The 25409-nt window shown below is 61.5% G+C and carries 24 protein-coding genes; 11 read left to right on the top strand and 13 right to left on the bottom strand.

Going from position 1 to position 25409, the window contains the following annotated elements; all coding sequences use genetic code 11:
* The first annotated feature begins 334 nt into the window (after positions 1 to 334).
* The 6 genes from dps (at position 335) to ybiO (ending at position 6185) form a co-directional block, all read left to right on the top strand.
* Positions 335 to 838 (top strand): DNA starvation/stationary phase protection protein Dps, encoded by a 504-nt coding sequence (gene dps / locus ACSJLU_RS07295; RefSeq protein ID WP_025302086.1) that lies wholly within the window; start codon positions 335 to 337, stop codon positions 836 to 838.
* Positions 839 to 980: 142 nt separating this feature from the next.
* Entirely contained in the window at positions 981 to 1247 is a 267-nt protein-coding gene (locus tag ACSJLU_RS07290) for a DksA/TraR family C4-type zinc finger protein (protein WP_049208895.1), read from the top strand.
* Positions 1248 to 1586: 339 nt separating this feature from the next.
* Positions 1587 to 2330 carry a glutamine ABC transporter substrate-binding protein GlnH gene (gene glnH / locus ACSJLU_RS07285; RefSeq protein ID WP_004939223.1) on the top strand — a complete coding sequence of 248 codons (744 nt, stop codon included), beginning with the start codon at positions 1587 to 1589 and terminating at the stop codon, positions 2328 to 2330.
* 103 nt (positions 2331 to 2433) lie between these two features.
* The gene (gene glnP / locus ACSJLU_RS07280) at positions 2434 to 3093 is read left to right on the top strand and encodes a glutamine ABC transporter permease GlnP (RefSeq protein ID WP_019454487.1); all 660 of its coding nucleotides are present in this window, start codon (positions 2434 to 2436) and stop codon (positions 3091 to 3093) included.
* On the top strand, positions 3090 to 3812 hold the full coding sequence (glnQ, locus tag ACSJLU_RS07275) for a glutamine ABC transporter ATP-binding protein GlnQ (RefSeq protein ID WP_004939230.1): 723 nt from the start codon (positions 3090 to 3092) through the stop codon (positions 3810 to 3812). Before glnP ends, glnQ begins: the two co-directional genes overlap by 4 nt.
* Positions 3813 to 3965: 153 nt before the next feature.
* On the top strand, positions 3966 to 6185 hold the full coding sequence (gene ybiO / locus ACSJLU_RS07270) for a mechanosensitive channel protein (RefSeq protein ID WP_053085973.1): 2220 nt from the start codon (positions 3966 to 3968) through the stop codon (positions 6183 to 6185).
* 2 nt (positions 6186 to 6187) lie between these two features.
* Here ybiO and ACSJLU_RS07265 read toward each other — a convergent pair whose 3' ends face one another.
* The 5 genes from ACSJLU_RS07265 to rlmF form a co-directional block, all read right to left on the bottom strand.
* Positions 6188 to 7198, bottom strand: coding sequence for an alpha/beta hydrolase family protein (locus ACSJLU_RS07265; RefSeq protein WP_025302083.1), 1011 nt, complete (start codon positions 7196 to 7198; stop codon positions 6188 to 6190).
* On the bottom strand, positions 7186 to 7824 hold the full coding sequence (locus ACSJLU_RS07260; RefSeq protein ID WP_025302082.1) for a GNAT family N-acetyltransferase: 639 nt from the start codon (positions 7822 to 7824) through the stop codon (positions 7186 to 7188). The genes ACSJLU_RS07265 and ACSJLU_RS07260 overlap by 13 nt, the downstream gene beginning before the upstream one ends.
* 11 nt (positions 7825 to 7835) lie before the next feature.
* Positions 7836 to 8405, bottom strand: a complete 570-nt coding sequence (locus ACSJLU_RS07255; protein ID WP_025302081.1) for a TetR/AcrR family transcriptional regulator — start codon at positions 8403 to 8405, stop codon at positions 7836 to 7838.
* A gap of 182 nt (positions 8406 to 8587) precedes the next feature.
* Positions 8588 to 9892 carry a methyl-accepting chemotaxis protein gene (locus tag ACSJLU_RS07250; RefSeq protein ID WP_060432706.1) on the bottom strand — a complete coding sequence of 435 codons (1305 nt, stop codon included), beginning with the start codon at positions 9890 to 9892 and terminating at the stop codon, positions 8588 to 8590.
* 294 nt (positions 9893 to 10186) lie between these two features.
* A complete protein-coding gene (rlmF, locus tag ACSJLU_RS07245; protein WP_167325058.1) occupies positions 10187 to 11152 on the bottom strand; it encodes a 23S rRNA (adenine(1618)-N(6))-methyltransferase RlmF in 966 nt (321 codons plus the stop codon).
* Positions 11153 to 11270: 118 nt separating this feature from the next.
* On the opposite strand from rlmF, the gene ACSJLU_RS07240 reads away from it, so the two are divergent.
* From ACSJLU_RS07240 to ACSJLU_RS07230, 3 genes are all read left to right on the top strand, one after another.
* The gene (locus ACSJLU_RS07240; protein WP_043137081.1) at positions 11271 to 11900 is read left to right on the top strand and encodes a flavin reductase family protein; all 630 of its coding nucleotides are present in this window, start codon (positions 11271 to 11273) and stop codon (positions 11898 to 11900) included.
* A 167-nt stretch (positions 11901 to 12067) separates the two neighbouring features.
* On the top strand, positions 12068 to 12328 hold the full coding sequence (gene bhsA, locus ACSJLU_RS07235) for a multiple stress resistance protein BhsA (RefSeq protein WP_025302077.1): 261 nt from the start codon (positions 12068 to 12070) through the stop codon (positions 12326 to 12328).
* Between the two features lie 286 nt (positions 12329 to 12614).
* Positions 12615 to 13250, top strand: coding sequence for a carbonic anhydrase (locus tag ACSJLU_RS07230; protein ID WP_025302076.1), 636 nt, complete (start codon positions 12615 to 12617; stop codon positions 13248 to 13250).
* 63 nt (positions 13251 to 13313) lie between these two features.
* Here the strand turns inward: ACSJLU_RS07230 and ACSJLU_RS07225 are convergent, their stop codons facing one another.
* From ACSJLU_RS07225 to ACSJLU_RS07210, 4 genes are read right to left on the bottom strand one after another with little or no spacing between them, the layout of a single operon-like run.
* Positions 13314 to 15170 (bottom strand): M3 family metallopeptidase, encoded by a 1857-nt coding sequence (locus ACSJLU_RS07225; RefSeq protein ID WP_025302075.1) that lies wholly within the window; start codon positions 15168 to 15170, stop codon positions 13314 to 13316.
* Positions 15171 to 15216: 46 nt separating this feature from the next.
* On the bottom strand, positions 15217 to 16176 hold the full coding sequence (gene ybiB / locus ACSJLU_RS07220) for a DNA-binding protein YbiB (protein ID WP_380825833.1): 960 nt from the start codon (positions 16174 to 16176) through the stop codon (positions 15217 to 15219).
* Between the two features lie 38 nt (positions 16177 to 16214).
* Positions 16215 to 16844, bottom strand: coding sequence for an FMN-binding negative transcriptional regulator (locus ACSJLU_RS07215; RefSeq protein ID WP_301479809.1), 630 nt, complete (start codon positions 16842 to 16844; stop codon positions 16215 to 16217).
* A gap of 57 nt (positions 16845 to 16901) precedes the next feature.
* Positions 16902 to 18326, bottom strand: coding sequence for an MFS transporter (locus ACSJLU_RS07210; RefSeq protein WP_380825830.1), 1425 nt, complete (start codon positions 18324 to 18326; stop codon positions 16902 to 16904).
* A 99-nt stretch (positions 18327 to 18425) separates the two neighbouring features.
* Here ACSJLU_RS07210 and ACSJLU_RS07205 point away from each other — a divergent pair, with 99 nt between their 5' ends.
* Positions 18426 to 19265, top strand: coding sequence for a helix-turn-helix transcriptional regulator (locus ACSJLU_RS07205; RefSeq protein WP_025302071.1), 840 nt, complete (start codon positions 18426 to 18428; stop codon positions 19263 to 19265).
* On the opposite strand, the gene ACSJLU_RS07200 is transcribed toward ACSJLU_RS07205, so the two are convergent.
* From ACSJLU_RS07200 to prpB, 4 genes are all read right to left on the bottom strand, one after another.
* Positions 19262 to 19891: a LysE family translocator gene (locus tag ACSJLU_RS07200; RefSeq protein ID WP_025302070.1), complete on the bottom strand. Its 630-nt coding sequence runs from the start codon at positions 19889 to 19891 to the stop codon at positions 19262 to 19264. The genes ACSJLU_RS07205 and ACSJLU_RS07200 overlap by 4 nt on opposite strands.
* Positions 19892 to 19970: 79 nt before the next feature.
* Positions 19971 to 21422, bottom strand: coding sequence for a bifunctional 2-methylcitrate dehydratase/aconitate hydratase (locus tag ACSJLU_RS07195; RefSeq protein ID WP_380825948.1), 1452 nt, complete (start codon positions 21420 to 21422; stop codon positions 19971 to 19973).
* Between the two features lie 50 nt (positions 21423 to 21472).
* Positions 21473 to 22636 (bottom strand): bifunctional 2-methylcitrate synthase/citrate synthase, encoded by a 1164-nt coding sequence (gene prpC / locus ACSJLU_RS07190; RefSeq protein WP_089180679.1) that lies wholly within the window; start codon positions 22634 to 22636, stop codon positions 21473 to 21475.
* A 33-nt stretch (positions 22637 to 22669) separates the two neighbouring features.
* On the bottom strand, positions 22670 to 23560 hold the full coding sequence (prpB, locus tag ACSJLU_RS07185) for a methylisocitrate lyase (protein ID WP_049203922.1): 891 nt from the start codon (positions 23558 to 23560) through the stop codon (positions 22670 to 22672).
* Between the two features lie 245 nt (positions 23561 to 23805).
* On the opposite strand from prpB, the gene prpR reads away from it, so the two are divergent.
* Positions 23806 to 25407: a propionate catabolism operon regulatory protein PrpR gene (gene prpR / locus ACSJLU_RS07180; RefSeq protein ID WP_025302066.1), complete on the top strand. Its 1602-nt coding sequence runs from the start codon at positions 23806 to 23808 to the stop codon at positions 25405 to 25407.
* The last annotated feature ends 2 nt before the right edge of the window (positions 25408 to 25409 follow it).

The following is a 25409-nucleotide window of genomic DNA, read 5'->3' as shown; positions in this document are numbered from 1 at the left end:
TAATTCCCTTACTTTAACCGCATCAATTACGGCTATCAATCTGAATAGGCTTACAATTAACAGCACGATAACAATATGGATATTTAGTCGAATCAGCCTATCCGCAGAAAATAAGATAACAGGGATAAATCGTCACTAACCAAAACAATAACAAAAAAATAAAAATAGCAATTAAATTCATTGCATTACATAGAAACACAAACCAAATTAAAATATTGACATTAGACCAAGCCTATTTGTGCAATAGCCATTTTCGTACGGCAAAAATAAATACCCCTGCTATAATTGATCCCGTAACGAAATAGGACAACGACTAATCAAGAGGATATCTGATATGAGTACCGCTAAACTGGTGAAAACGAAATCTTCTGATCTGCTGTATACCCGTAACGATCTGGACGAAAAAGTCAAACTGGCCGCCATCAAGGCGCTGAACCATCAGGTCGTGCAATTTATCGATCTTTCGTTGATCACCAAACAGGCGCACTGGAACATGCGCGGTGCGAACTTCATCGCGGTTCATGAAATGCTGGACGGCTTCCGTACCGCCATCATCGAGCATCAGGACACCTTCGCCGAGCGCGTAGTGCAACTGGGCGGCGTGGCGCTGGGCACCGTACAGGTCGTTAACGATCAGACGCCGCTGAAAAGCTATCCGACCAATATCCACAGCGTGCAAGAACACCTGAAAGCGCTGGCCGATCGCTACGGCGCGGTGGCGAATGACATCCGTAAGGCCATTACCGAAGTGGAAGATGAAGACACCGCCGACATGTTCACCGCCGCATCGCGCGATCTGGACAAGTTCCTGTGGTTCATCGAATCCAATATCGAATAACGCCGCAACGCGTTGCAGACCGCCCGTCGTGCCGGGCAGAACAGGCTGGGCTTCGCCCGGCCTGTTTTCTTTTGCGCGGTCGTTGAATTGTGCAAAAAACGGCCCATATTAAACGGTAGGGTTCCCTTGTTAGGAGGTGATGATGGCCAGCGGCTGGGCGGCAGACGGCGCCGTACAAGATCAGATTGACTCCACCGTCGACGATGCGGTGCAGCGTGCGCGTGATGCGCTCGGGCATGGCGAGAGCGAACGCTATTGCCAGGAATGCGGAGAACCGATCCCCGAGGCGCGCCGCAAGGCGTTAACAGGCGTGCGTTTTTGTCTCGCCTGCCAGGCAGAACAAGACAAAAAACACGCGGCCAATAGCCTGTACAACCGGCGCGGCAGCAAAGACAGCCAGTTGCGTTAGCATTATCTGCTCCCCTTTTTCTCCTCTCGCGGCCCCCGCTTGCACCGTCGGTGCATCATGAAAGTTAGAGTTAGTTATCAATATTGAAGCAAAAACGTTAAAGAACGGTTGTTTCACAGCCAAAATTTGGTTAATGATAGCCCCGTGCACCAAGATAATTCTTGCGCACCATTTCGGTGCCTCATTGTGGTGCACAACCATAACAATTCGCCTTTTCGGCACAACATCACGAAGTAACTCTTTGTTTTTATAGTAGTTGAAAACATGGCACGATTTTTTCATGGCACCAACTGCAATATAAAAAATGGGTAATCCGCAACCTGTACAGGAATTCCTCTCATGAAGTCGATTTTTAAAGTCTCCCTGGCCGCACTCTCTCTGGCCTTTGCCGTAAGTTCCCACGCAGCAGACAAACTGGTGGTTGCCACCGACACCGCTTTCGTTCCTTTTGAGTTCAAACAAGGCGACAAATACGTCGGCTTCGACATCGATCTGTGGGCGGCTGTCGCCAAAGAGCTGAAGCTGGACTACACCCTGAAACCGATGGACTTCGGCGGCATCATTCCGGCGCTGCAGACCAAAAACGTCGATCTGGCGCTGGCCGGCATCACCATCACCGATGAGCGCAAGAAAGCTATCGACTTCTCCGACGGCTACTACAAGAGCGGCCTGCTGGTAATGGTCAACGCCGACAACAACAGCGTGAAAAGCATCGACGATCTAAATGGTAAAGTGGTGGCGGTGAAGAGCGGCACCGGTTCGGTGGATTACGCCAAGCAGCACATCAAAACCAAGGATCTGCGTCAGTTCCCTAACATCGACAACGCCTACATGGAGCTGGGTACCAAGCGCGCCGATGCGGTGCTGCACGACACGCCAAACATCCTATACTTCATCAAGACGGCCGGCGCCGGCAAGTTCAAAACCGTCGGCGATTCGCTGGAAGCGCAGCAGTATGGCATCGCCTTCCCTAAAGGCAGCGACGAGCTGCGCGAGAAGGTGAACGGCGCGCTGAAAACCCTGCGCGAGAACGGCACCTATAACGAAATCTACAAGAAGTGGTTCGGTACCGAACCTAAGTAAGCTGTGAATTTGGCAAGCTATTAACTTAAGCACAGGGGGTCGCTTAACCCCCTGCGCTTCGTTGTATCTGATACCCACGTTTGGGATCACCGGGAGAAATATCATGCAGTTCGACTGGAGCGCCATCTGGCCCGCCATTCCTATCTTGTTAGAGGGCGCCAAAATGACCCTGTGGATTTCGGTCCTCGGTCTGATTGGCGGCCTGATCATCGGCCTCGTCGCCGGCTTTGCCCGCACCTACGGCGGATGGATCGCCAACCACATCGCGTTGGTGTTTATCGAAGTGATCCGCGGCACGCCGATCGTGGTGCAGGTGATGTTCATCTACTTCGCCCTGCCGATGGCATTTAGCGACTTGCGTATCGATCCGTTCACCGCGGCAGTGGTGACCATCATGATCAACTCCGGCGCCTACATCGCGGAAATCACCCGCGGCGCGGTGCTGTCGATTCATAACGGTTTCCGCGAAGCCGGCCTGGCGCTCGGCCTGTCGCGCCGCGAAACCATCCGCTACGTCATTATGCCGCTGGCGCTGCGTCGCATGCTGCCGCCGCTGGGCAACCAGTGGATCATCAGCATCAAAGACACCTCGCTGTTCATCGTGATCGGCGTGGCGGAGCTGACCCGTCAGGGTCAGGAAATTATTGCCGGTAACTTCCGCGCGCTGGAAATCTGGAGCGCCGTGGCGGTTATCTACCTGATTATTACCCTGGTGCTGAGCTTCGTGCTGCGTCGTCTGGAAAGAAGGATGAAAATCCTGTGATTGAATTTAAAAACGTCTCCAAGCATTTTGGCCAAACCCAGGTGCTGCACAACATCGATTTGAAGATCGACAAAGGCGAAGTGGTGGTGATCATCGGGCCATCCGGCTCTGGCAAATCCACCCTGCTGCGCTGCATCAACAAGCTGGAAGAGGTGACCAGCGGCGATCTGATCGTCGATGGCCTAAAAGCCAACGATCCGAAAGTGGACGATCGGTTGATCCGCCAGGAAGCCGGCATGGTATTCCAGCAGTTCTACCTATTCCCGCACCTGACGGCGCTGGAAAACGTCGCCTTTGGCCCGATCCGCGTGCGCGGCGCGAAGAAGTCCGATGCGGAAAAGCTGGCGCGCGAGCTGCTGGCTAAGGTCGGTTTGGCGGAGCGCGCCCACCACTACCCGTCCGAACTGTCGGGCGGCCAGCAGCAGCGCGTGGCCATTGCGCGCGCGCTGGCGGTGAAGCCGAAAATGATGCTGTTCGACGAGCCGACCTCTGCGCTCGATCCGGAGCTGCGCCACGAAGTGCTGAAGGTGATGCAGGATCTGGCCGAGGAAGGCATGACGATGGTCATCGTCACCCACGAAGTCGGCTTTGCCGAAAAAGTGGCGTCGCGCCTGATCTTTATCGATAAGGGCCGGATTGCCGAAGACGGCAACCCGCACGACCTGATCAACCATCCGCCAAGCCCGCGTCTGCAGGAGTTCCTGCAGCACGTTTCCTGATCCTGGCGGTTTAACGGCGGGCGCGCCACGCGCCCGCCGCTTTCATTCCGCACGCGTTCCCACGCCCCATCGCGTTTCCTTTCCTACTATATTCATTGTTTTCATCGTATTGCTCTGACATCCGCCGATCACAGAACGCCAAAGAGAGGAACAATGCCGCCAAACGCATACTCCCGACGAGGTTCTCATCTGCGAGAACACCTGCTTTTCCTGCTGCTGTTGCTGACCTTGAGCGTCTTCGCACCACCGGCGCTGGCGCAAAACGCGCCGCCTGCGCCCGCCGACAAGAGCGAGCAGCAGAAGGCCGCCTACGCCGCGCTGGCCGATCTGCTGCAAGACGACAAAGCGCGCGCGGAACTCATCAATCACCTGAAACAGACCGCCGGCGACGCCCCCGCCGCAGCGCCGGCAACGTCGGAGGAATCGACGCCAGCCACGCTGAGCGACAGCCTGAACTCGCTGGCGCAGGAAGGCATCGGCACCTTTAACCAGAAGCTCGGCGCGCTGCAAAAGCTGATCGACTCCGGCCCGAAGCGCGTTTTCAATCCCGCCGGCTTTTTCCGCGCGCTGGGCTACTTTCTGCTGACGGTGGCGGTCACCTTTGCGCTGTTCCACCTGATCCGGCGGTTGATCGCGCCGCTGTACAAACGCATGGGCAGTTGGGGGCACAATGCGCGGCTGCAGCGCGGCCCGTGGTATAAGCGCCCCGCCGCCATTCTCGGCGCTTTCGCCGTCGATCTGCTGGTGCTGCTGCTGGCGCTGGCGGCGGGCAATCTGTTCGCCCGCCACGTCCACGCCGACAGCGCCACCATTCTGCGGCTGCAGACCCTGTTTCTCAGCGCCTTCGCGGTGATTGAATTTTTCAAGGCGGTGCTGCGGCTGATTTTCGCCCCTAACTTCGACTACCTGCGTCCCTTCCCCTTCAGCGACCGGAGCGCACGCTACTGGAACACGCGCCTCGCCTGGCTCAGCGGCCTGATCGGCTATGGCCTGATGGTGGTGGTGCCGGTGGTGGCGGTACAAATAAGCTACCCGGCCGCCGCCGCCGTCAACCTGGTGGTGATGCTGGCGCTGACGCTGTACGCCATTTGGCTGATCCTGCACAACCGCAAACCGATACAGCAACAGATCAACCTGCTGGCCGAACGGTCGATGGCGTTTTTCAGCGTGATCCTGCGCGGCCTGGGGCATATCTGGCACCTGCTGGCGATCGCCTATTTTCTGGTGTTGTTCGTGCTGTCCCAGTTCGACATCGGCAACAGCCTACGCTTTATGATGAGCGCCACGGTGAAAAGCCTGCTGGTGGTCGGCGTCGGCGCCCTGCTGTCCGGCATGCTGACCCGCTGGATTTTCCGCCGCATTTCGCTGCCGACCGACGTCAATCTGCGCTATCCGATGCTCGAGCGGCGCATCAACTCCTACATCCCCAACGGGTTGAAGATACTGCGGGTGATGGTGGTGCTGGCGGTGACGCTGTTTCTGCTCGACGCCTGGCACCTGATCAACCTGTACCAGTGGGCGGGCAGCGAAAATGGCCAGCGGACGCTCGGCGGGCTGGTGCATATCCTGCTGATCCTGCTGATCGCCGTCTTCAGTTGGACGCTGATGGCCAGCATCATCGAACACCGCCTGGCGCTGGAACTGAGCAACGGCGTGCGGCCGAGCGCGCGTGAACGCACGTTGCTGACGCTGTTTCGCAACGTGCTGGCTATCGTTATCAGCACCATCACCGTGATGATCGTACTGTCGCAGGTCGGGCTGAACATCGCGCCGCTGCTGGCGGGCGCCGGCGCGCTGGGGCTGGCCATCAGCTTCGGTGCCCAGACGCTGGTGAAAGACGTGATCACCGGCGTGTTCATCCAGTTTGAAAACGGCATGAACACCGGCGAATATGTCACCGTCAGCGGCATCACCGGCACCGTGGAGCGCATGACCATCCGCTCGATCGGCCTGCGCGACGACTACGGCGTCTATCACATCGTGCCGTACTCTTCGATCACCACGCTGGCCAACTATGCGCGTGAGTTCGGGGTGTATCGCGCCAACTACACCGTCAGCCGCGACGAGGACATCGATCGGGTCAATGAGGTGCTGCATCAGGCCATCGAGGCGCTGAAGCAGGATGAACAGGTGAAGCATTTCCTGATTGGCGAGCCGGTCTTCAACGGCGTGGTGGCGCTGGGCGATCGCTCGTTCACCACCCGCGTGACGGTGCGCACGCAGGCGCTGAAACAGTGGGTGGTGCAATACGCCCTCGACCGGCTGGTGAAAATCCATTTCGATCGGGCCGGTATCGGCATGCCGCAACAGGCGATGCAGATCTCCCGCGCGCCGCAGCCGCACGAAGAACAGGCGCCGCCCGCGGCGATCTGAGGTTAGCGCCCGCGCCCGCAGGGCTGAGCGGCCAGGAAGGCCGCCACGTCCTGTCGGTAGGCATCGTATTGCACCGAGCGCGGCGCAAACAGGCCCACCACGTTGATCAGCCACGGATGGCGCGCGAACAGCGGTTTGATCATCACGTGGTCGGCTTCGTCGATGCGCGTCACCGTCAACAGCGAGGCCGGGACCGTTTGCCGATAAACGCGCTCAGTTTCGTCCGCGTCCACGTTGACGTCACGCCCGCCCAGTATCAGGTGTACCGGCGTGTTGAAATTTCGTAATCCCGCCGTCGCATCGCTGGCCATGTTGGCGCGAATAAAGCGCCAGCGGTCGGCGCTCAATGCGGCGGTGGCGCCATACTCACGGCGGTACTGCGCGTAGCCGTCCGGTTGTTCGAGCAGCGTTTGAATGTGGCGCCAGTGCGCCTCGCGCGCGGCGATCGACGCTTCATTGTCCCCTGCCGCCACCATCGCTGCCCGGGTGTTATAACGCCCTTGCCGCAGCCAGTTGATCGCCGGCGCCAACGCCAGCGTGAAGGCGATGTCGGGGCGCAAACGCGCCACCTCCGGCATCACCCACCCCGCCTGGCTGGTGCCCCAGAGCCCCACGCAGCGCGCATCGAAGCGCCCGTCCCGCCGGGCCCAGTCGATGATATCGGCGGTTTCCCGTGCGCGATCCGCCATGGTCTGATGCAGCCAGTTGCCGCCGGAGCCGCCAACGCCCGGCTTATCGAAGGATAAAACCGCATAGCCCTGCTGCGCCATCGCCTCCCAAATGCCGTAATAGCCTTCGTCGCGGCTGGCGTTAGCCGGCCCATCGCCGTGCACGAACACCACGATACCGGGCTTGATCGGCGCATGCTGCGGCAACACCAGCGTGCCGGTCAACCGGTTGCCGCCGGCGGTCACCACGACCGGTTCGGTGACAAAGCGAAAGTCGTTGACGTAAATCACCCAGCCAAACGCCGCCAAAACCAGCGCCACGAGGCACAGCCCTATTTTGCGCACGTCGCCTCCCCGTTGCGTTTCTCCATCAATATCCAATCGGCCTGGCCGAACAGTAAGCCCAGCGAGGCGTAATGCTCTTCGCGCCGCACCTGAAAGCCGCAGCGCCGGTACAGACGCTGCGCATCCACGTTGCGCCGGCTGACGTGCAGGCTCAGACGCCGGCCTGTGCCTTGTTCGGCGGCGTAGTCGTTCATCCACTGCAGCAGCCGCCTGCCCACCCCTTTACCGCGCTGGTTCTCGGCCACCGCCAGGTAAGAGAGATACAGCTCACCGGCCGCCGGAGTGTGCTGCAGCACCGCAATTTGCAGATACATGCGCCAAACGTTCAGCCAGCCATAGCGGCGGCACAGCCGCCAAATCGGCAAGGTGCGCGGACGCAGCCCGACGTTGTTCTCGCCAGCGGCCGCATTGAGCGCAAAGGCCGCTACCACCTGTTCATCTTGCTTCACCACGAAGCTGCGCTCCCGGCTGCCGCTTTGCTGCCAACTCCACAGCCGATAGAACAGACGCCACTGAAGGCGGGCGCTGAGACGGCGCGCGCGCTGAAACTTGTCGCTGAACGCGGCGTAGATCAGCGCCGCCGTTTGCAGGCGATCAGCGTCGCGATAAGGATCAATATGCAACATATCAACCTCGTCTAGGGTTGGCGGTAGAGCAGCTGCTCCAACAGCCGCACCGGCGCGGTCTCCTCCGGCGCAGGCGACGCAAAGATCGCCTGCCGCCAGGCCTGGCTTTCGATCACGTCCAGCACCAGCTGCGCGAGCGGTAACGGCGCTATCGCCGCTGCGATCTCACCGGTTTGCTGAGCCTCGGCGATCGTCGTCGCCAGCGCCTCAATCAGTTGCCGCTGGTTGGCGCTGAACGGCTCGGCCAACGCCGGGTTGCGTGCCACCTCCGCCACGATCTCCGCCGACAGTTGCACATTGGCCGGCTCGGCGACAAAGGCGTGATAGGCGGTGAAAAAGGCCGACAGCGCCTGTTTCGGCCGCGTTCTGTCGGCCCGCAATCCGGCGGCGAACTCGGCGAATATGCCGTTTTCCAGCAGCGCAATTTCGCCGATCAACGCCTCCTTGCCGGAAAAATGGTTATAGAGGTTGCCGACGCTGACGCCCGCTGCCTGCGCGATATCTCGCATGCTGGTCTGGTGAAATCCCTTATGGGTAAAGCTGTGCAGCGCGGCCTCGACAATCTTTTCTCGATTTCCCATCGTCAGCTCCCGAAACGGTGAAGGGGCGCCTGGCGCCACAAATTGACATCAACAAATGAACGAACGTTCGTTCATTTTCAAGTCTAGCATAGACCGATAAAATTGAACCGCAGCTCAACGGCGCAGGAATCGGTAGGAAGAGGCAAACGCCGCCCCGCTTTTAGGGGCGGCGCCCGGCACACTCAGTGCAGCGCGTCGCCCTGCTTCACTGACGTAAATGCTTGCATCAGCTTCACGACGTCGTGCATGCCGATGTTGACCTGGTTGATCACTTCTCCGGCGTCATGGGTCAATGCCACGCCGCCGCCAGCCTGTTCCACACAGGTCGCCATGCCGGCGATCGCCGCCGCTACGCCCTGCTGGATAGACTTGGTCATGCGTTCGATCTCGGTCGCCGCCTTGCGCGACTGCTCCGCCAGCGTGCGCACTTCGTTGGCCACCACGGCAAAACCGCGCCCGTGCTCACCGGCGTGGGCGGCTTCGATGGAGGCGTTAATCGCCAGCAGGTTGGTTTGGGAGGCGATTTTACGAATGGCTTCGACGATGGTGCCGATCTGCTGAGAGCACTTACCGAGCTCGGTGACCACGTCCGACGTTTCGCGCGCCGCCGCTTCGACCTGCTGCATGCCCTTCACCGCCTGCTGTACGATGACCGCACCCTGCGCCGCCTGCCGATCGGTGTCAAGCGACAGATGATGCGCGTTACGCACCATCTCTTCTTCGTGCTGCTGCTGTTGCATCAGCCGGGTGATGTCCTGGGCAATCTTCACCACTTTCACCACCTGGCCGTCGTTGTCGAGGATCGGGTTATAGCTGGCCTCCAGCCATACCCGTTCACCGCGCCGGTTGACGCGCTCAAAACGCCCGGTGATGAACTCGCCGCGCGCCAGGCGCTGCCAATGCCGCCGATAATCGTCGGAAGCGGCGAACTCCGGCGGGCACAGCACCGCATGCGACTGCCCACACGCCTCTTCCAGCCGATAGCCCATTAGCGCCAACATATTGTCGTTGGCGCTGACAATGGTGCCCTGCGGCGTGAAAGAAATCATCGCCATCGAGCGATTCAACGCCGCCAGCAGGCTGCGGTGTTCCTGCGCCTGCGTCACTCGCTCGGTCACTTCGCTGGCGATCTTGACGATTTCCACCACCTTACCCTGTTTATTCAGCACCGGCGCATAGGTGCCCTGCAGCCACACCGCCTCGCCGTTTTTCGCGATGCGCTTTATGGTGTCCGTGATGGGTTGGCCTTTATTCAGCGTCTCCCAATGTTTGCGATATAACGGGCTGGCGACATAGTTCGGATCGCAGAAAATACGGTGATGCTGACCTATCACGTCATCGCGTTGAAATCCCAGCGTGCTGAGGAAAAGATCGTTGGCGCGCAAGACCGTGCCGTCGAGCGAAAATACGATCATCGGAACGGCGTGTTCTATCGCGCTCAGCTCGGCGCCTTTGTGGGTAGTTAACTGACTGAATCGTAACAGCATAAGGTGTAGTCCTTGTGGCAGATGATGGCGCTTTTCTTATTTTTCCTGGCCACATGCCGCGCCCACACGCAGACGTGCCATCGCGGAAGGAACGGGCAGCGCCGCTCCTTCTGGTTATTGCTCTTAACCGGATTAAATTTATTTATTCAGTAAAGTAATTATTCGAATTTAAATAAACCAACAACCTAAGATTTTTATTATGAAAACTGTATTGAGAATAACGTAAGTGATGAAAATTGAAAGGTAAAATGCGGATTTTTGTCGGCGCCGGCAGGATAACCGGCGCCGGGAAGATTAACGCCAGCGTTCGGCTGCCCAGGCGGCCTGTTGCTCGGCGTCGTGGAAGGTCCAGGCGACGAAGCGGCTGATCTTCTGCCCTTGCGCCATCTCGATGGTGCGCACCTCGGCCGCGCCCGCCACCTTCAGCGCATGATAAATGGCCGGCAGCGTGGTGTTTTTCGAGATGAGCGAAGTGAACCACAGGCAGTTGTTGGCCTTGCTGACGCTCTCTTCCACCATCTTGCGCACAAAGGCTTCTTCGCCGCCTTCGCACCACAGCTCGTTGTTCTTGCCGCCGAAGTTTTGCACCGGCTTGTCGGCCACTTCCCCTTTGCCCAATTTATGCAGCTTGCGGCGGGTGCTGGCGCGCGCTTCCTGCTCGGACGCGTGGAACGGCGGGTTGCACAGGGTGGCGTCGAATTTCTCGGCCGCGCCGATGATGCCGCTAAAAATCAGCTCAGGCTGTTTTTGCAGCCGCAGACGCACGCTATTGCGCAGCGTCGGGTTCATCTCGACGATCATCTTGGCCGCGTTGAGCGACACCGGATCGATTTCAGACCCGGTGAAACGCCAGCCGTATTCGCGCAGGCCGACGATCGGGTAGATGCAGTTGGCGCCGACGCCGACGTCGAGGATCGCCACGCCCTTGCCGCGCGGGATCTCGCCGCCGTTGCTGGTCGCCAGCAGATCCGCCAGGTGGTGCAGATAGTCGGCGCGGCCGGGGATCGGCGGGCACAGGTAGTCCGCCGGAATATCCCAGTGTTCGATGCCGTAAAAGTGTTGCAGCAACGCACGGTTGAGCATTTTCACCGCCGCCGGATCGGCGAAATCCACCGATACATCGCCCCAGGCGTTCGGTTTCACGAACGGCGCCAGCGCCGGGCAGCTGGCGATCAGCGCCGGGAAGTCGTAGCGCGAACGATGACGGTTGCGCGGATGCAGGCCGCTTTTCTGCTGCGGGAAGGTTTTCTTTTTTTCCACCGTGACGGGCTCTCTTGAAGGGATTTCCGGCGCGTAAGATAACACATCCGGCCCGCAATGGCGCAGCGGCGGGAAACCCGGCACAATGAAAGCTTCATCGATTGCCGCAGGGTCCCCCATGAACCGTGAATCTCGCTATTATTATGAACCCGCCGCCGGCCACGGCCTGCCGCACGATCCGCTGAACGCCATCGTCGGCCCGCGCCCCATCGGCTGGATCTCTTCCCGTAGCGCCGCCGGCTTGCGTAATCTGGCGCCCTACAGCTTTTTCAACTGCTTCAACTACCGTCCACCGATCATCGGTTTCGCCAGCACCGGCTGGAAAGACAGCGTAGCGAATATCGTAGAAACCGGCGAGTTCGTTTGGAACCTGGCGACGCGCCCGTTGGCGGAAGCGATGAACAACAGTTCCATCACCCTGCCGCGCGGTGAGGACGAATTCGCCTTCGCCGGCGTTACGCCGCTGCCCGGGCGCCGGGTCAAAGCCGAGCGCGTGGCCGAAAGCCCGGTGAACTTCGAATGCCGGCTGACCCAATGCATCCAACTGCAAACCGCCGCCGGGGAACAGGTGGAGACCTGGCTGGTGTTGGGCGAGGTGGTGGCGGTGCATCTCGATCCGGCGCTGCTGGATGAACACGGCGTCTACCAGACCGCCGCCGCCGAACCTATCCTGCGCGCCGGCGGCCCGACCGCCTACTACGGCATTTCCGAACAGCACCGTTTCGATCTGACGCGCCCGTCACGCTGATCGTTTCCCCCGTTTATGCAGAAGATAAACGGGGGGAATTAATAATCAAAAATTCTGAATAAAACTATCAACACTCTCCGATTTCATCCCGCCTGTCACTGCGCAATAATCTTCCCATCGAAAGGCAAACCCTTTCTCCCTAATTCACTTTGACAGGAATGACGAACATGAAAACCATCAAAACTTTTGCTGCTGCTATTGCTCTGGCCACCGTTTCTTTCACCACTTTTGCCGCTGAACACGTCAGCGCCCAGGATGCCGCCCAATTCGAAAAAGCCGGCGTGATCGTCGCCAGCGGCGCAACCGACCTGAGCAGCCTGACCTCTCAGCTGGCCGCCAAAGCCGATGCCGTAGGCGCCAAGGCTTTCACCATCACCTCTACCAGCGGCAATAACCTGATGCACGCCACCGCGGTTATCTACAAATAATCGCCGCCCCAGACGTCAAAAAGCCCGCCGGATATCATCCCGGCGGGCTTTTTTTATGTTCGCGTACGTCAGCGCTGAATGGGTACGACAGCAATTTTCCTATCGTCCGCTTTGTCAGCAACCCACGCGTCAACGACCCGGAAAATACCGTCGCCAACAGGCAGAAACCCTTTATTTAATGGGGTTTGCAGGCAGTTAAGCACACATTTTTTTACCACCCCATTGCTGGACTAACGGGAGAGGATGATTATCATGTTACGCAGACTACAGATGCAGAGAGCGTTGTATGCAACATATCATTGAAGGTTTCCTCAGTTTCCAGAAAGAGATTTTCCCGCAGCGTAAGGAACTCTTTCGCAGCCTGGCCTCCAGCCAAAATCCTAAAGCGCTTTTCATCTCCTGTTCTGACAGCCGTCTGGTGCCCGAGCTGGTGACGCAGCAAGAACCTGGGCAGCTTTTCGTTATCCGTAACGCCGGTAACATCGTCCCTTCCTTTGGCCCGGAGCCGGGTGGGGTTTCTGCGACTATCGAATACGCGGTGGTGGCGCTGGGCGTGACTGATATCGTGATTTGTGGCCACTCAAACTGTGGCGCCATGAAGGCTATCGCATCCTGTCAGTGCCTCGATCCCATGCCTGCCGTTGCCCACTGGCTGCACTACGCGGATGCGGCCAAAGCGGTGGTCGAGAAGAAAACCTGGGATAGCGAAACAGACAAAGTGAACGCTATGGTGGAAGAGAACGTTATTGCTCAGCTAAATAATATCAAAACCCACCCTTCTGTGGCGGTGGGTCTGCGCAACAGTGGGCTGCGCCTGCACGGCTGGGTGTACGACATCGAAAGCGGCGAAATTCGCACGCTGGATAGAAACACCAAGAGCTTCGTGTCTCTGGCCGATAATCCCGACGTCTATTTCGAATAAAATAGCGCCCGGTTTTTATCATTAAATAAAATCCACGCCGCGGCGTGGATTTTATTGTCAGCCTTAAGGCAAGCGCGCCTCTATCGCCGCAGCGAAGTCGCGGCACATCCGCTCGTCACCCTCGGCGTTGTCCGCCAATACCGTCTCGCCATCCACCACCCGGATGTGCGCCTGCAAATCGAAATCTGCCGGCGGCTGCGGGCGCTTGGCCGCGGCGGCCATCGTCTGCTGCGCCTCATGCCACGCCTGTGCCACCGTCTGGTTGCAGGCCTGCGCCAGATAGTCAGGATTAAACCCTTCGCCGGTCAGGCTGCGCAGCGTGTCGTCATGGCTGACGCTGTTGCCCGGCAACCAGTAGTGTTGCGCCAGATCCGGGCCAATGGCCGGGTTGTCCGTCAGGTAACCGTCGCGCTGCAGGAAGAAGTGACGGGTTTGCTCTACCGCCATCATCGCCAGCAGATAGCCCTGGTAGGAACAGGCGGATTCTAGCGACAGCAGGTGCGGGATCGCCAACGTCGGACGCGGGCTGCCGCTGATGCCGAGGATCTTTTGCTCGACCTCGCGCGCCAGCGCGGTAATGGCTTCCGGCGTGCGCTGCTCGTCATCCCACTGGTACAGCGCCCACTCGAAGTACGGCACCAGCAGGATGTGGCGTTCGTTGAACGCACGCATCGGCTGGCGCGCCGCGATGCCGGCCTCGATCAGCGCATCAGGCACCGCTTCGCCGGCGGCGTTTTTCGCATAGCGTTTCAGCCAGTCGGCGTCGTCCAGCAGGCTGTCGCAGAACATCGACTGGGTTTCGGCATAGGCCATCGAGGTCGGTGGGAACTCCTGCGAGAAGCACGGCGCATTCTGGCGAATGTTGGCGAAGTGCGCCGCGTGGCCGCCCTCGTGGAACAGGGTGTTGAGCCCGTAAGCGCCGCTGCCCACCTGCCCCGGCTGCGCCAGGCTGGTGAAGTTGATGCGCGCCGGCACCCATTCCCCCTGGCGCACAAACGGCGGCACCGGGCCGTGCATAAAGCCGTTCTCATACTTGCCTTTGCGCACCAGCAGATCGAGGTTCATCTCGGCGCCGCCAAAGCCGATGTGCAGGCGTTTGAAGCTGTCGACCCAGCGTTCCAGCGAACGAGAAAACGGGAAGTAAGGATCCAGTTGACGGGTGACGTCGCCAGCGCTGGCGAAGCGGACGTTCCACGGCTCCAGCGCCTGGCCGCCCTTGTCGGCCGCCAGCTGTTGCAGGCTGCGCGCGTTGGCCTCGCGGGTTTCCCGCTCGAAACGATCCAGAATGGCGAACAGCTGCTCCGGCGTCATGCGCTCGGTTTTGTTCACCTTGTAGTCGAAATAGTTGCGATAGCCCATCTGGCGCGCAAAGCGGTTGCGCAGGCCGATCAGCTCCGGCAGGCCGTTATGCAGCAGCCATTGCTCCAGGTCGCGCAGCGCCTGCTGCGAACTGCGGCGGTAGTCTTCGTTCGGGTTGGTCGCCTGGTTGGTCAGCAGCTCGCCGAGCGAGGCCGCCACCCGCTGGCCGTCGGCGTTCAGGTGTGTGACCTGATAGCCCTTGCGGCGCGAGTAGAGATCGGACTCGGCGTGAATGATCTGATCCAACAGCGCCTGCGCCTGCGGATCTTCAATGGCGTTACAGTCGAAGAAACGCAGCCAGCCTTGCAGGCCGTGGATCAGCGCATCGCGCTGCGCCTCCTGCGGCAGCGTTTCCAATCCGGCCAGCAGATTGCGGATCTCGGCCAGCCGGCGCGGTTCGGCGATAAAGCGCTTATAGGCGCTTTCCGCGGCGGAAAAGCGCGCCGACACGCCTTCATCGCCGGTGCCCATGTAGTTTTGCCAGAACAGCTCTTCTTTGGCGCGGTGAACGTCGAGGTAATCCTGGTTCAATTGATTGAAGTAATCGAGAGCCTGTTGCATAACCGTCCTTCTCAGCCGATGAGGAAATATCCCAGTATAGTCGCGCTTAGGCCTGACGCAGGCGCTGCAGCCCCTGCTCGAGCGTCTCGCTCTCGCCGGCGGCCACCAAGCAACAGGCGACCTGCCGCTGGATGGCCTGCGGGATCGCCACCTCGCCCGCCAGGCAGCGCTCGGTCCAGCGTGCGGTGGTTTCCGCGTCTTTCGCCGCCGGCAATGCCGGCGTTTCATCCTGCAAGGTGCGCTCCAGCAATACGTGCTGTTCGCCGCCGACGATGTGGTGAATTTGCGGGCAGCGCAGCGGGTTGGCGTAGGCTTCACCTTCGGTGCCGTGCATCAGCAGCCCGCGGGCGCCGATTTGGCGGAAAAACGATGCCACCCGGCCAACATACTCCGGGTGAGAGACGCTGGCGAGGCGCAGCGCATCCTGTTCGCCGAACGGCGTCGCCAGCTTGGCCAGCGTATGGGCGCTGTTGCGCACCCCCATGCGCCAACGCAATCCGAGCTGCCGCGCCAACGGCGCCGACAACGTGGAAACCGGCATGAATACCGCCTCGCCGTTATCGAGACGCCGCTGGGCGTGAGCAGCCTGTTCCGACCACGGCAGCCCCAGAGCGCGGAAAATCTCGGCGCTGGTCACGCGGGTGCTGTCGTCCAGCACGCCGTGCACCACCACCGGCAGGCCCACTTTCGCCAGCAGCAGCGCCAGCAGCGACGTCAGGTTGGCCTGCTTGCGCGCGCCGTTGTAGCTCGGCAGCACCACCGGCAATGGCCGCCCCTGCGGCGCCTGCAGCGGCAACACCTGCTGCTGCATCGCCTGATAGAAGCCCAGCATCTCCTCTTCGGCTTCGCCCTTGATGCGCAGTGCGATCAGAATGCCGCCCAGCTCCAGCTCGGGGACCTCCCCGGCCAGCATCGCCTGATACAGCTCAAAGGCGGTCTGCCGGTCCAGGTCGCGCGCATGATTTTTGCCGCGGCCTATTTCTTTGATAATTTTGGTGTAATCCATCCGAAGGTTCCCTCAGCTCACTCTTCGGTTAGCATACCCTATCCGCGCCGCCGCTCAACCTCCGCCGCCAGTCGCCGCTGCGCGTCATCGCCCTCGCGCAGCCCGGCGATCACCCCGCCGGCATCGTCGGCGCTGCGGTTCTGGCTCATTTTCCATTTGCCTTCGCGCCGGGTAACGGCGATCTCGATACCGACGATGCCTTTAAGCTGTGCGGCGATATAGTTGGCCGGCGCGTCGTCGAGCCGCCAGGGCGCCGGGCGGCGCCCTTCCTGTTGTGCCGTCAGGTCGATCAGCTGGCGGCGCAGCCAGGCCGGATCGTCCGTCACCGTCGGCACGCCATACAGCTGCACCATGCTGTAGTTCCAGGTCGGCACCACTTTGCCGGTCTGGCACTTGCTCGGGTACCAGCCGGGCGACACATAGCCCTCCACGCCCTGAAAAATCACCAGGCATTCCGCCGCGTGCTGCAGCCGTCGCCAGTGAGCGTTGGCGCGCGACAGGTGCGCCCGCAGCCGGATCTGCCCCTGTTCGACATCGGCCAGAAACGGCAGCGGATCGGCCGTTAATCCCTGCTCGCCGTGGCTGACCAATAGCCCCAACGGGTGGGCGCGCACCAGCGCCAGTTGGGCATCCAGATTGTCTTCGCGAAATGTGGCGGGTTGAAACATCAGTGTGGCTCCTTATCGCTCTCTCATGATGACAACAGTAAAGCACCCGCCGGCGGCCTACTTAAGATCCGCTTTCTGAGTATTTCGAGTGATCCGGTTTAACAACAGCAGGGCGATGCCCATCGCCAACAGATTAAATACCATGGCGCCGGCAAAGGCCTGGGCATAGCGCTCCGCTGCGCCGCCGCTCGCCAACAGCGGCACAAAAGCGACGCCGCTGACCACGATGCCCAGCGCGCCCCCCACCTGCTGCACGGTGGCAACCAGACCCGCCGCCATGCCCGCCTGCCGCTCCGGCGCCAAACCCAGCACCAGATTCAGCAGCGGCGTCATGCTCAGCGCCTGACCGAATCCCAGCACCACTAACCCCGGCAGCAGCCGCAGAGGGTGCGCCAGCGCCTCACCCCACAGCGCCTGCGCCATCAATAGCGCCAACCCGGCGGCGTAAATCGCCACGCCCACGCTCAGTACGCCATTGCTCCAACGCAGCGCCAGCCGGGGCGCCAACATCGAGGCCAGCATGAAGGCCGCGCTGGCCGGGGCGAACAGACTGCCCGCCTGAAAAGGCGTCAGCCCCGCCCCCGCCTGCAGCAGCAGTGCGAAACACAAGAAAAACGAGGAAGCGGTGGCATAAATCGCCAGCACCACCGCCATACCCGGTGCGAAGCCCGCCTGACGGAACAGCGCCGGATCGAGCACTGCATCGCCGCAGCGCTGCGCCAGACGGCGCTCCCAACGCAGGAAGCCCCACAGCGTCAGCATCGCTAACGCCAACATCGGCGCTATCCACCACGGCCAGCCGCGCGCCGGCCCCTCCAGCAGCGGCAGCAGCAACAGCGACAGGCCGGTCGCCGCCAGCCACAGGCCAACGCCGTCCAACCGCTGCGCCTGCGCCACCCGCGATTCGGGAATGCACCGCGCCGCCCACAGCGCCAGTGCGCCGATCGGCAAATTGATCAAAAAGATCATGCGCCAGCCGCTGCCGAACAGGTTAGCCTCGATGATAAATCCGCCGAGGATCTGGCCGAAGATCGCCGCCAATCCCAGCGTCATGCCCAGCCAAGCGAAGGCGCGCCGCCGCTGTTGCGGCGCGTACAGGACCCGCATCAAGGCGTAAATTTGCGGGAACAACAGCGCCGCCGTCGCCCCCTGCAGAATACGCGCGGCGATCAGCAGGCCGAGCGATCCCGCCAGCCCGCACAACAGGGAGCTCAGCGTGAATCCCAGCATGCCGAGGCTGAACAAGCGCCGACGCCCGAAGCGATCGCCCAGACGCCCACCGGCGATCAACAGCACCCCAAACGCCAACTCATAACCGGCGACGATCAAACCGATCCCGGCGAAATCGGCGGCGAACTGCCGCTGGATCACCGGCGCCGCCACGTTGACCACGAACAGATCGAACACCGTGACGAACCCGCCCAACAGCAGCACCGGCAGGCCGGGCAGCCCTCGCCGCTCACGAGATAATGAATGTTCCATACCACCTCCAGAGATTATGATGGCCGCAGTATGGAACAAGGTTTAAACTGTTACTATATAGCCATTTATACTATTACTGACAGCAACAGGACGGCCGACATGCCCCCACGCACCCTCGAACGCACCCGCCACGAACTGGGGGATTTTCTGCGGCAAAAGCGAGAACAACTGTCACCAGAGTCAGTCGGCTTGCCAAGCGGCAGCCGCCGCCGCACGCCGGGATTGCGGCGCGAGGAGGTGGCGGCGCTGGCCGGCGTCGGCCTCACCTGGTACACCTGGCTGGAGCAAGGCAGGGAAATCAATGCGTCGGTGACGTTTTTGGAAAATCTGGCGCGGGTGCTGCAGCTCGACGCCGCCGGCCGCTACCACCTGTTCTTATTGGCGCATCAGCGCCCGCCGGTGCCGGTTGGGCATCAGTGGTGCCAGGTTTCGCCGTTGGTGCGGCGCCTGCTGGACGATTTGACGCTGCGGCCGGCCTACGTCATGAACCTGAGTTGGGACATCATCGCCTGGAATCCGGCGGCGCAGCAGCTGTTCGCCATCGGCGAGCGCCCGGCGCAAGAGCGCAACATGTTGTGGATGCTGTTTGCCGATCCGCAGCTCAATGCGCGCCTGCTGGAGTGGCGGGCGCAGGCGTCGCAAATCCTGGCCAGCTTCCGCCGCGACTACGCCCGTGCGCCGGAGGATGAGGTGATGCGCCAACGGGTACAGGCGCTGGAGCAGGTATCGCCGCAATTCCGCCAGCTCTGGCGGCAGCATGACATTCACGGACGTTGCCAGGGGCGGCGCAGCTTCATCGTCCCAGCAATCGGCCCGGTCACCTTTGACCACGCCTCTTTCATCGTCGACGAAGAGAACCACCTGCGGCTGGTGATGTACAGCGCGCTGCCGGACGAACCGGCCAGCGCGGCGTTTGAAGCGCTGCTGCGCGAGGGTTAGCGGCGGCTGTCGAAAATGAGTTTGCAGGCCAGCCCGGCGAATACGCCGCTCAGCAGGTAGTTCGGCCAGCGGGCGCTGAAGCGGCGGCCGGCGAAGCGGCTTTTCATGCCGCTGACCGCCAGGATCACCCCGCCGTTAATCAGCAACCCCACCAGATTCAGCACCGTCGCCAGCGCCAGCATCTGTACCACCACCGAGCCGGCACGCGGATCGATAAACTGCGGGAACAGCGCCAGCACGAACAGCGCCATTTTCGGGTTGAGGATGTTGGTGAACAGTCCCTGCCGGAAAATTCGCGCCGTCGGCACGGCCTGCAACCCGGCAGAAGCCTGCAGACTGCTGCCGGATCGCAGCGTTTTCCACGCCAGGTAGAGCAGATAGGCGGCGCCCAACATTCTCACCGCGTCGTAAGCCAGCGGCACCGCGACGAACAGTTGCGACAACCCCAGCGCCGCCGCCAGCGCGTGGCAGTATGTGCCGAGCTGAATGCCCGCCAGCGAAGCGAAACCGGCGCGCCGCCCCTGGCTGACGCTGCGCGAAGCGATCAGCAGCATATCCGGGCCGGGGGTCAGCGCCAGCGCCACACAGGCACCGGAAAACAACAACAACGTTGCGGCATCAATCATGAATCACCTGATAAGAAGACGGACGGGGATGGAGCGTCCATCATAGCGACGCCGACGTGGCTTGTCAGCGCCGCTCACCTCAGATCACCCACAAATCGAGATACTCGTTGACCGGCATCTGCGCCAGCCGCTGGCGGTCCAGCGACACCTCGAGAATGCGCTGCTGCTGCAGGGCTGGGAACTGGCGCGCCAGGTTGATTTTGAACTTCTCGATCAGCAGCGGGATGCCCTCTTCGCGCCGCCGCGCATGGCCGATAGGATACTCCACCGCCACCTCATCCAGACGGCTGCCGTCGGCGAACTCCACCGTCAGCGCATTGGCGATCGAGCGCTTTTCCGGATCGTGATAATCACGCGTGAAAGCGGGATCTTCATGGCAGTGGATCTTGCTACGCAATGCGTCGATACGCGGATCTTCGGCCACCCGGTCTTCGTAATCCGCCGCCGTCAGCCGGCCGAACAGCAACGGGATCGCCACCATATACTGAATGCAGTGATCGCGATCCGCCGGGTTATCCAGCGGCCCCTGCTTGTCGATAATGCGCAGGCAAGCCTCGTGGGTGCGGATGCTCACCCTGGCGATGTCGGCGGCGGTTTTGCCGGCGGCCTGCATCTGGCGGTGCAGCGTCATGGCCGCCTCCACGGCGGTCTGGGCATGGAACTCCGCCGGGAACGAAATTTTAAACAGCACGTTCTCCATCACATACGCGCCGTACGGCCGCTGGAAGCGGAAAGGTTTGCCGTTGAACGAGACGTCGTAGAATCCCCAGGTCGGCGCCGTCAGCGCCGAGGGGTAGCCCATTTCGCCGGTGGCGGCCATCAGCGCCAGCCGCACCGCGCGGGCGGTCGCATCCCCCGCAGCCCAGGATTTGCGGGTGCCGGCGTTCGGCGCGTGGCGATAGGTACGCAGCGACTGCCCGTCCACCCACGCCAGCGACACCGCGTTCAGGATCGCCTCGCGGCTCAGGCCGAGCAGCTGCGCCACCACCGCGGTGGACGCCACCTTCACCAGCAGCACGTGATCCAACCCTACCCGGTTGAAGGCGTTTTCCAGCGCCAGGCAGCCCTGGATCTCATGCGCCTTGATCATGGCGATCAGCACCTGCCGCATGGTCAGCGGCGCCTTGCCCGCCGCCACCGCCTGGCGCGATAGCCAGTCGGCCACCGCCAGGATCCCGCCCAGGTTATCCGACGGATGGCCCCACTCCGCCGCCAGCCAGGTGTCGTTGAAATCGAGCCAGCGGATCATGGCGCCGATATTGAACGCCGCCTGCACCGGATCCAGTTGGAAACGGGTGCCGGGCACCCGGCTGCCGTTCAGCACCTCGGCGCCCGGCACCACCGGCCCCATCAGTTTCTTGCAGGCCGGGTAGCTCAGCGCCTCCAGCCCGCAGCCGAGGGTATCGAGCAGGCAATAGTGAGCGGTGCGGTATGCCGCCGGGATATCGACGGCCTCTTTCATCACATAATCGACGATATCGACCATTTCGCGATCGAACGGCGGACGGCGGGTATTGGCAGACTCAAGCATCATGATTCCCAAAGGCTCCAGAGTGAAAACGACACGATAACGACCGGCGCTCAGCGCTGATCCAGCGGTACGAACGCCCGCGCTTCCGGCCCGGTATAGTTGGCGGACGGGCGAATGATTTTGTTGTCCTGCCGTTGCTCGATGATGTGCGCCGACCAGCCGCTGACGCGCGCCATGACAAACAGCGGCGTGAACATTTCAGTGGGCACCCCCAGCTGGTGGTAAGACACCGCCGAGAACCAGTCGAGGTTGGGGAACATGTTTTTGGTGTCGTGCATCACGCTTTCCAGCCGATCGGCGATGTCATACAGCTTCATCGCGCCCGCTTCCTGCGACAGGCGCAGCGCGATCTCTTTGATCACCTGATGGCGCGGATCGGAGACGGTGTACACCGGGTGCCCAAAGCCAATCACCACCTCTTTGTTGTCGATGCGGCGGCGAATGTCGGCTTCCGCTTCGTCCGGCGTTTCATAGCGTTGCTGGATCTCCAGCGACACCTCGTTGGCGCCGCCGTGCTTCGGCCCGCGCAGCGCGCCAATGGCGCCGACGATCGCCGAATAGACGTCGGATCCGGTGCCGGCGATCACCCGGCCGGCGAAGGTCGAGGCGTTGAACTCATGCTCGGCGTACAGGATCAATGACGCGTGCATCGCCTGCTCCCAGCTGGCAGAAGGCGCCTCGCCGTGCAGCAGGTGCAGAAAGTGGCCGCCGATGGAATCGTCGTCGGTCTCCGGCTGAATGCGCTCGCCGTTGTGGCTGTAGTGATACCAGTAGAGCAGCATCGATCCCAACGACGCCAGCAGCCGATCGGCAATGTCGCGCGCGCCGGCCGCGCCGTGCTGCTCTTTTTCCGGCAGCGTGCAGCCAAGGGCCGAAACGCCGGTGCGCATCACGTCCATCGGATGCGAAGCCGCCGGCAGCGCCTCCAGCACCGTGCGCACGCTGGCGGGCAGGCCGCGCAGCGCTTTGAGACGGTGTTTATAGGCCTGCAGCTCGTCGCGGTTGGGCAACTTGCCGTGGATCAGCAGATGGGCGACCTCTTCAAACTCGCAGTGGCGCGCGAGATCGAGGATATCGTAACCGCGGTAGTGCAGATCGTTGCCGCTGCGCCCTACGGAACACAGCGCGGTATTTCCGGCGGGCACGCCGGATAACGCCACGGATTTTTTCGGCTTAACGCCAGTCGGGCTTTGCGGGGGGATCGCTTGGCTCATACTGTCCTCATTTGGCTTCTGCGTGAATGGCGCTTATTCGTCGCGCTGGCGAGCGAACAAAGCGTCGAGTTTCTCTTCGAACAAATAGTAGTTGATGCTTTCGTACAGCTCGTTGCGGGTCTGCATGGTGTCGATGACGCTTTTCTGCGTGCCCTCCTCGCGCAGGGCGCGGTACACCCGCTCCGCCGCCCGGTTCATCGCCCGAAAGGCCGACAGCGGATACAGCGCCATATCCACCCGAGCGCTGCGCAGCTCGTCGGTGGTGAACAGCGGCGTCGCGCCGAATTCGGTGATGTTGGCGAGGATCGGCACCTGCGTCGCTTCGGCGAAACGGCGGTACATGCCCAGTTCGGTGATCGCTTCCGGGAACAGCATGTCGGCCCCGGCCGCCACGTAAGCCTGAGCGCGCTCGATGGCCGCTTCCAGCCCCTCCACCGCCAGCGCGTCGGTGCGCGCCATGATCACGAAGTCCGGATCGCTGCGCGCATCTACCGCCGCCTTGATGCGATCCACCATCTCTTCGGTGGAGACGATGGCCTTATTGGGCCGATGGCCGCAGCGCTTGGCGCCGACCTGATCTTCGATATGCAGCGCCGCCGCCCCGGCCTTGCTCACCGAGCGCACCGTGCGGGCAACGTTAAACGCCGATGCGCCGAAACCGCTGTCGACATCCACCAGCAGCGGCAGCGGGCAGACGTCGGTGATGCGGCGAATATCGGTCAACACATCGTCCAGCGTCGAAATGCCCAGGTCCGGCAGCCCCAGCGAACCCGCCGCCACGCCGCCGCCGGAAAGATAGATGGCCTGGAACCCGGCCCGCTGGGCCAGCAGCGCATGGTTGGCGTTGATCGCGCCGGCGATTTGCAGGGGTTTCTCTTTATTCAGGGCCTGACGAAAGGCGAGCCCGGGTGAGCGCAGCGTCATGACGTTCTCTCCGATTAGCCAGATGGAACAGACAGAGCAAGAGGCGGGCCAGGTTTCACTTCGGTGAGGGGAAAAATTAAAAACGATAAAAATAAGTGAGTTACAACATATTCAGCGCCATTGGCCTGGCAAAGGGATAAAAAACGTTTCAGTTAACGTTTCAATCGTTGTTTCACACAGTAAATTTGAAACATAACTGAAACCGGGCTACACCTAATGCAGCCACTTCCATTCGGTAACCCACCATGAGCGATCACATCACGCCATCCCGCGCGCCGGACAAACCGGTGATCTGGACTGTCTCCATCACCCGCCTGTTCGATCTGTTCCGGGACATCAGCCTCGAGTTCGACCATCTGGCGACCATCACCCCGATCCGTCTCGGCTTCGAGGAGGCGGTGCAGCACATCCGCGCACGCCTGGCGACCGAACCGTGCGACGCCATCATCGCCGCCGGCTCCAACGGCGCCTACCTGAAAAGTCGCCTGTCGGTGCCGGTCATCCTGGTCAAGCCCGGCGGCTTCGACCTGCTGCAGGCGCTGAGCAAGGCGCGCAGAACCGCCGATCGGATCGGCGTCATCACCTATAAAACGCCTTTGCCCGCACTGATGGAGTTCCAGCAAACCTTCGATCTGCCGCTGGAACAGCGCAGTTACGTCACCGAAGAGGACGCCCGCGGCCAGATCGCCGAGCTGAAAGCCGCCGGTATTCAGGCGGTGGTCGGCGCCGGCCTCATCAGCGATCTGGCGGAAGAGGCCGGGCTCACCGCCATTTTTCTCTATTCCGCCGCCACCCTGCGCGCCGCCTTCAGCGATGCGCTGGACGTAACGCGCCTGATGCTGAGCGGCGGCAAACGCGGCGGCGATTACGCCGCACGCGATACCCTGCAGCCACGCTATGGGCTGGGCGATTTGCAGGGCGACTCCCCGCAGATGGAGCAGACCCGGCGCACCATCATGCTGTACGCCCGCTCGCCGGCGGCGGTATTAATTGAAGGAGAAACCGGCACTGGCAAAGAGCTGGCGGCGCAGGCAATCCACCGCGAATACTTTTCCCGGCGCGGCGCACCGTCCAGGGGGGCGACGCCGCCGTTCGTCGCCATCAACTGCGGCGCCATCGCCGAATCGCTGCTGGAGGCGGAACTGTTCGGCTATGAGGAAGGCGCCTTCACCGGATCACGGCGCGGCGGCCGGCGCGGGCTGCTGGAAACCGCCAACGGCGGCACTCTGTTTCTGGATGAGATCGGCGAAATGCCGCTGCACCTGCAAACGCGACTGCTGCGCGCGCTGGAAGAGAAAACTATCACCCGGGTGGGCGGGCAACAGCCGGTAACGGTCGACTTTCGCGTCATCAGCGCCACCCACACCCGCCTGGAGCAGGCGATTCAACGGGGCGGTTTTCGCGCCGATCTGTTTTATCGCCTGAGCGCCCTGCGGCTGCAGCTGCCGCCATTGCGGGCGCGCGGCGACGATATTGCGATGCTGGCGGAACACTTTCTGAAACAGTCGCTGGCGGCGCTCGATGTGCCGCTGACGGAGCCGCTGCGCACCGCCCTGGCCGGCTGTTACGCCGCGCTAAGCCATTACGCCTGGCCCGGCAACCTGCGCGAACTGCGCAACATGATGGAACGGGTAGCGCTGATGCTGAGCACCGGCGCAGCGCCGAGCGGTGAAACGCTGCAGTGGCTGTTGCCGGAGCTGGCGGCGGTCACGCCGCCCGAGACGCAGGCGGCGCCCATCTCCGCCCACGAAGCCCTGGCGCGGTGCGGAGGCGACCACGCCGCCGCCGCCCGGTTGCTCGGGATCAGCCGCACCACCTTATGGCGCCGGCTGAAAAAACCGAACTGAGC

This window comes from Serratia bockelmannii, assembly GCF_051803255.1.
GTDB lineage: Bacteria > Pseudomonadota > Gammaproteobacteria > Enterobacterales > Enterobacteriaceae > Serratia > Serratia bockelmannii.
This window is presented reverse-complemented; position numbering and strand designations above follow the sequence as displayed.

Bases quoted from the DNA above. Each gene is read 5' to 3' on its own strand.
- ACSJLU_RS07200 (WP_025302070.1), bottom strand. From the start codon at position 19,891: ATGATTGATGCCGCAACGTTGTTGTTGTTTTCCGGTGCCTGTGTGGCG.
- ybiB (WP_380825833.1), bottom strand. From the start codon at position 16,176: ATGGATTACACCAAAATTATCAAAGAAATAGGCCGCGGCAAAAATCAT.
- glnH (WP_004939223.1), top strand. From the start codon at position 1,587: ATGAAGTCGATTTTTAAAGTCTCCCTGGCCGCACTCTCTCTGGCCTTT.
- ACSJLU_RS07290 (WP_049208895.1), top strand. From the start codon at position 981: ATGGCCAGCGGCTGGGCGGCAGACGGCGCCGTACAAGATCAGATTGAC.
- bhsA (WP_025302077.1), top strand. From the start codon at position 12,068: ATGAAAACCATCAAAACTTTTGCTGCTGCTATTGCTCTGGCCACCGTT.
- ACSJLU_RS07240 (WP_043137081.1), top strand. From the start codon at position 11,271: ATGAACCGTGAATCTCGCTATTATTATGAACCCGCCGCCGGCCACGGC.
- ybiO (WP_053085973.1), top strand. From the start codon at position 3,966: ATGCCGCCAAACGCATACTCCCGACGAGGTTCTCATCTGCGAGAACAC.
- prpB (WP_049203922.1), bottom strand. From the start codon at position 23,560: ATGACGCTGCGCTCACCCGGGCTCGCCTTTCGTCAGGCCCTGAATAAA.
- prpC (WP_089180679.1), bottom strand. From the start codon at position 22,636: ATGAGCCAAGCGATCCCCCCGCAAAGCCCGACTGGCGTTAAGCCGAAA.
- ACSJLU_RS07230 (WP_025302076.1), top strand. From the start codon at position 12,615: ATGCAACATATCATTGAAGGTTTCCTCAGTTTCCAGAAAGAGATTTTC.
- ACSJLU_RS07205 (WP_025302071.1), top strand. From the start codon at position 18,426: ATGCCCCCACGCACCCTCGAACGCACCCGCCACGAACTGGGGGATTTT.
- ACSJLU_RS07260 (WP_025302082.1), bottom strand. From the start codon at position 7,824: ATGTTGCATATTGATCCTTATCGCGACGCTGATCGCCTGCAAACGGCG.
- ACSJLU_RS07250 (WP_060432706.1), bottom strand. From the start codon at position 9,892: ATGCTGTTACGATTCAGTCAGTTAACTACCCACAAAGGCGCCGAGCTG.
- ACSJLU_RS07255 (WP_025302081.1), bottom strand. From the start codon at position 8,405: ATGGGAAATCGAGAAAAGATTGTCGAGGCCGCGCTGCACAGCTTTACC.
- ACSJLU_RS07195 (WP_380825948.1), bottom strand. From the start codon at position 21,422: ATGCTTGAGTCTGCCAATACCCGCCGTCCGCCGTTCGATCGCGAAATG.
- ACSJLU_RS07225 (WP_025302075.1), bottom strand. From the start codon at position 15,170: ATGCAACAGGCTCTCGATTACTTCAATCAATTGAACCAGGATTACCTC.
- ACSJLU_RS07210 (WP_380825830.1), bottom strand. From the start codon at position 18,326: ATGGAACATTCATTATCTCGTGAGCGGCGAGGGCTGCCCGGCCTGCCG.
- ACSJLU_RS07215 (WP_301479809.1), bottom strand. From the start codon at position 16,844: ATGTTTCAACCCGCCACATTTCGCGAAGACAATCTGGATGCCCAACTG.
- prpR (WP_025302066.1), top strand. From the start codon at position 23,806: ATGAGCGATCACATCACGCCATCCCGCGCGCCGGACAAACCGGTGATC.
- glnP (WP_019454487.1), top strand. From the start codon at position 2,434: ATGCAGTTCGACTGGAGCGCCATCTGGCCCGCCATTCCTATCTTGTTA.
- dps (WP_025302086.1), top strand. From the start codon at position 335: ATGAGTACCGCTAAACTGGTGAAAACGAAATCTTCTGATCTGCTGTAT.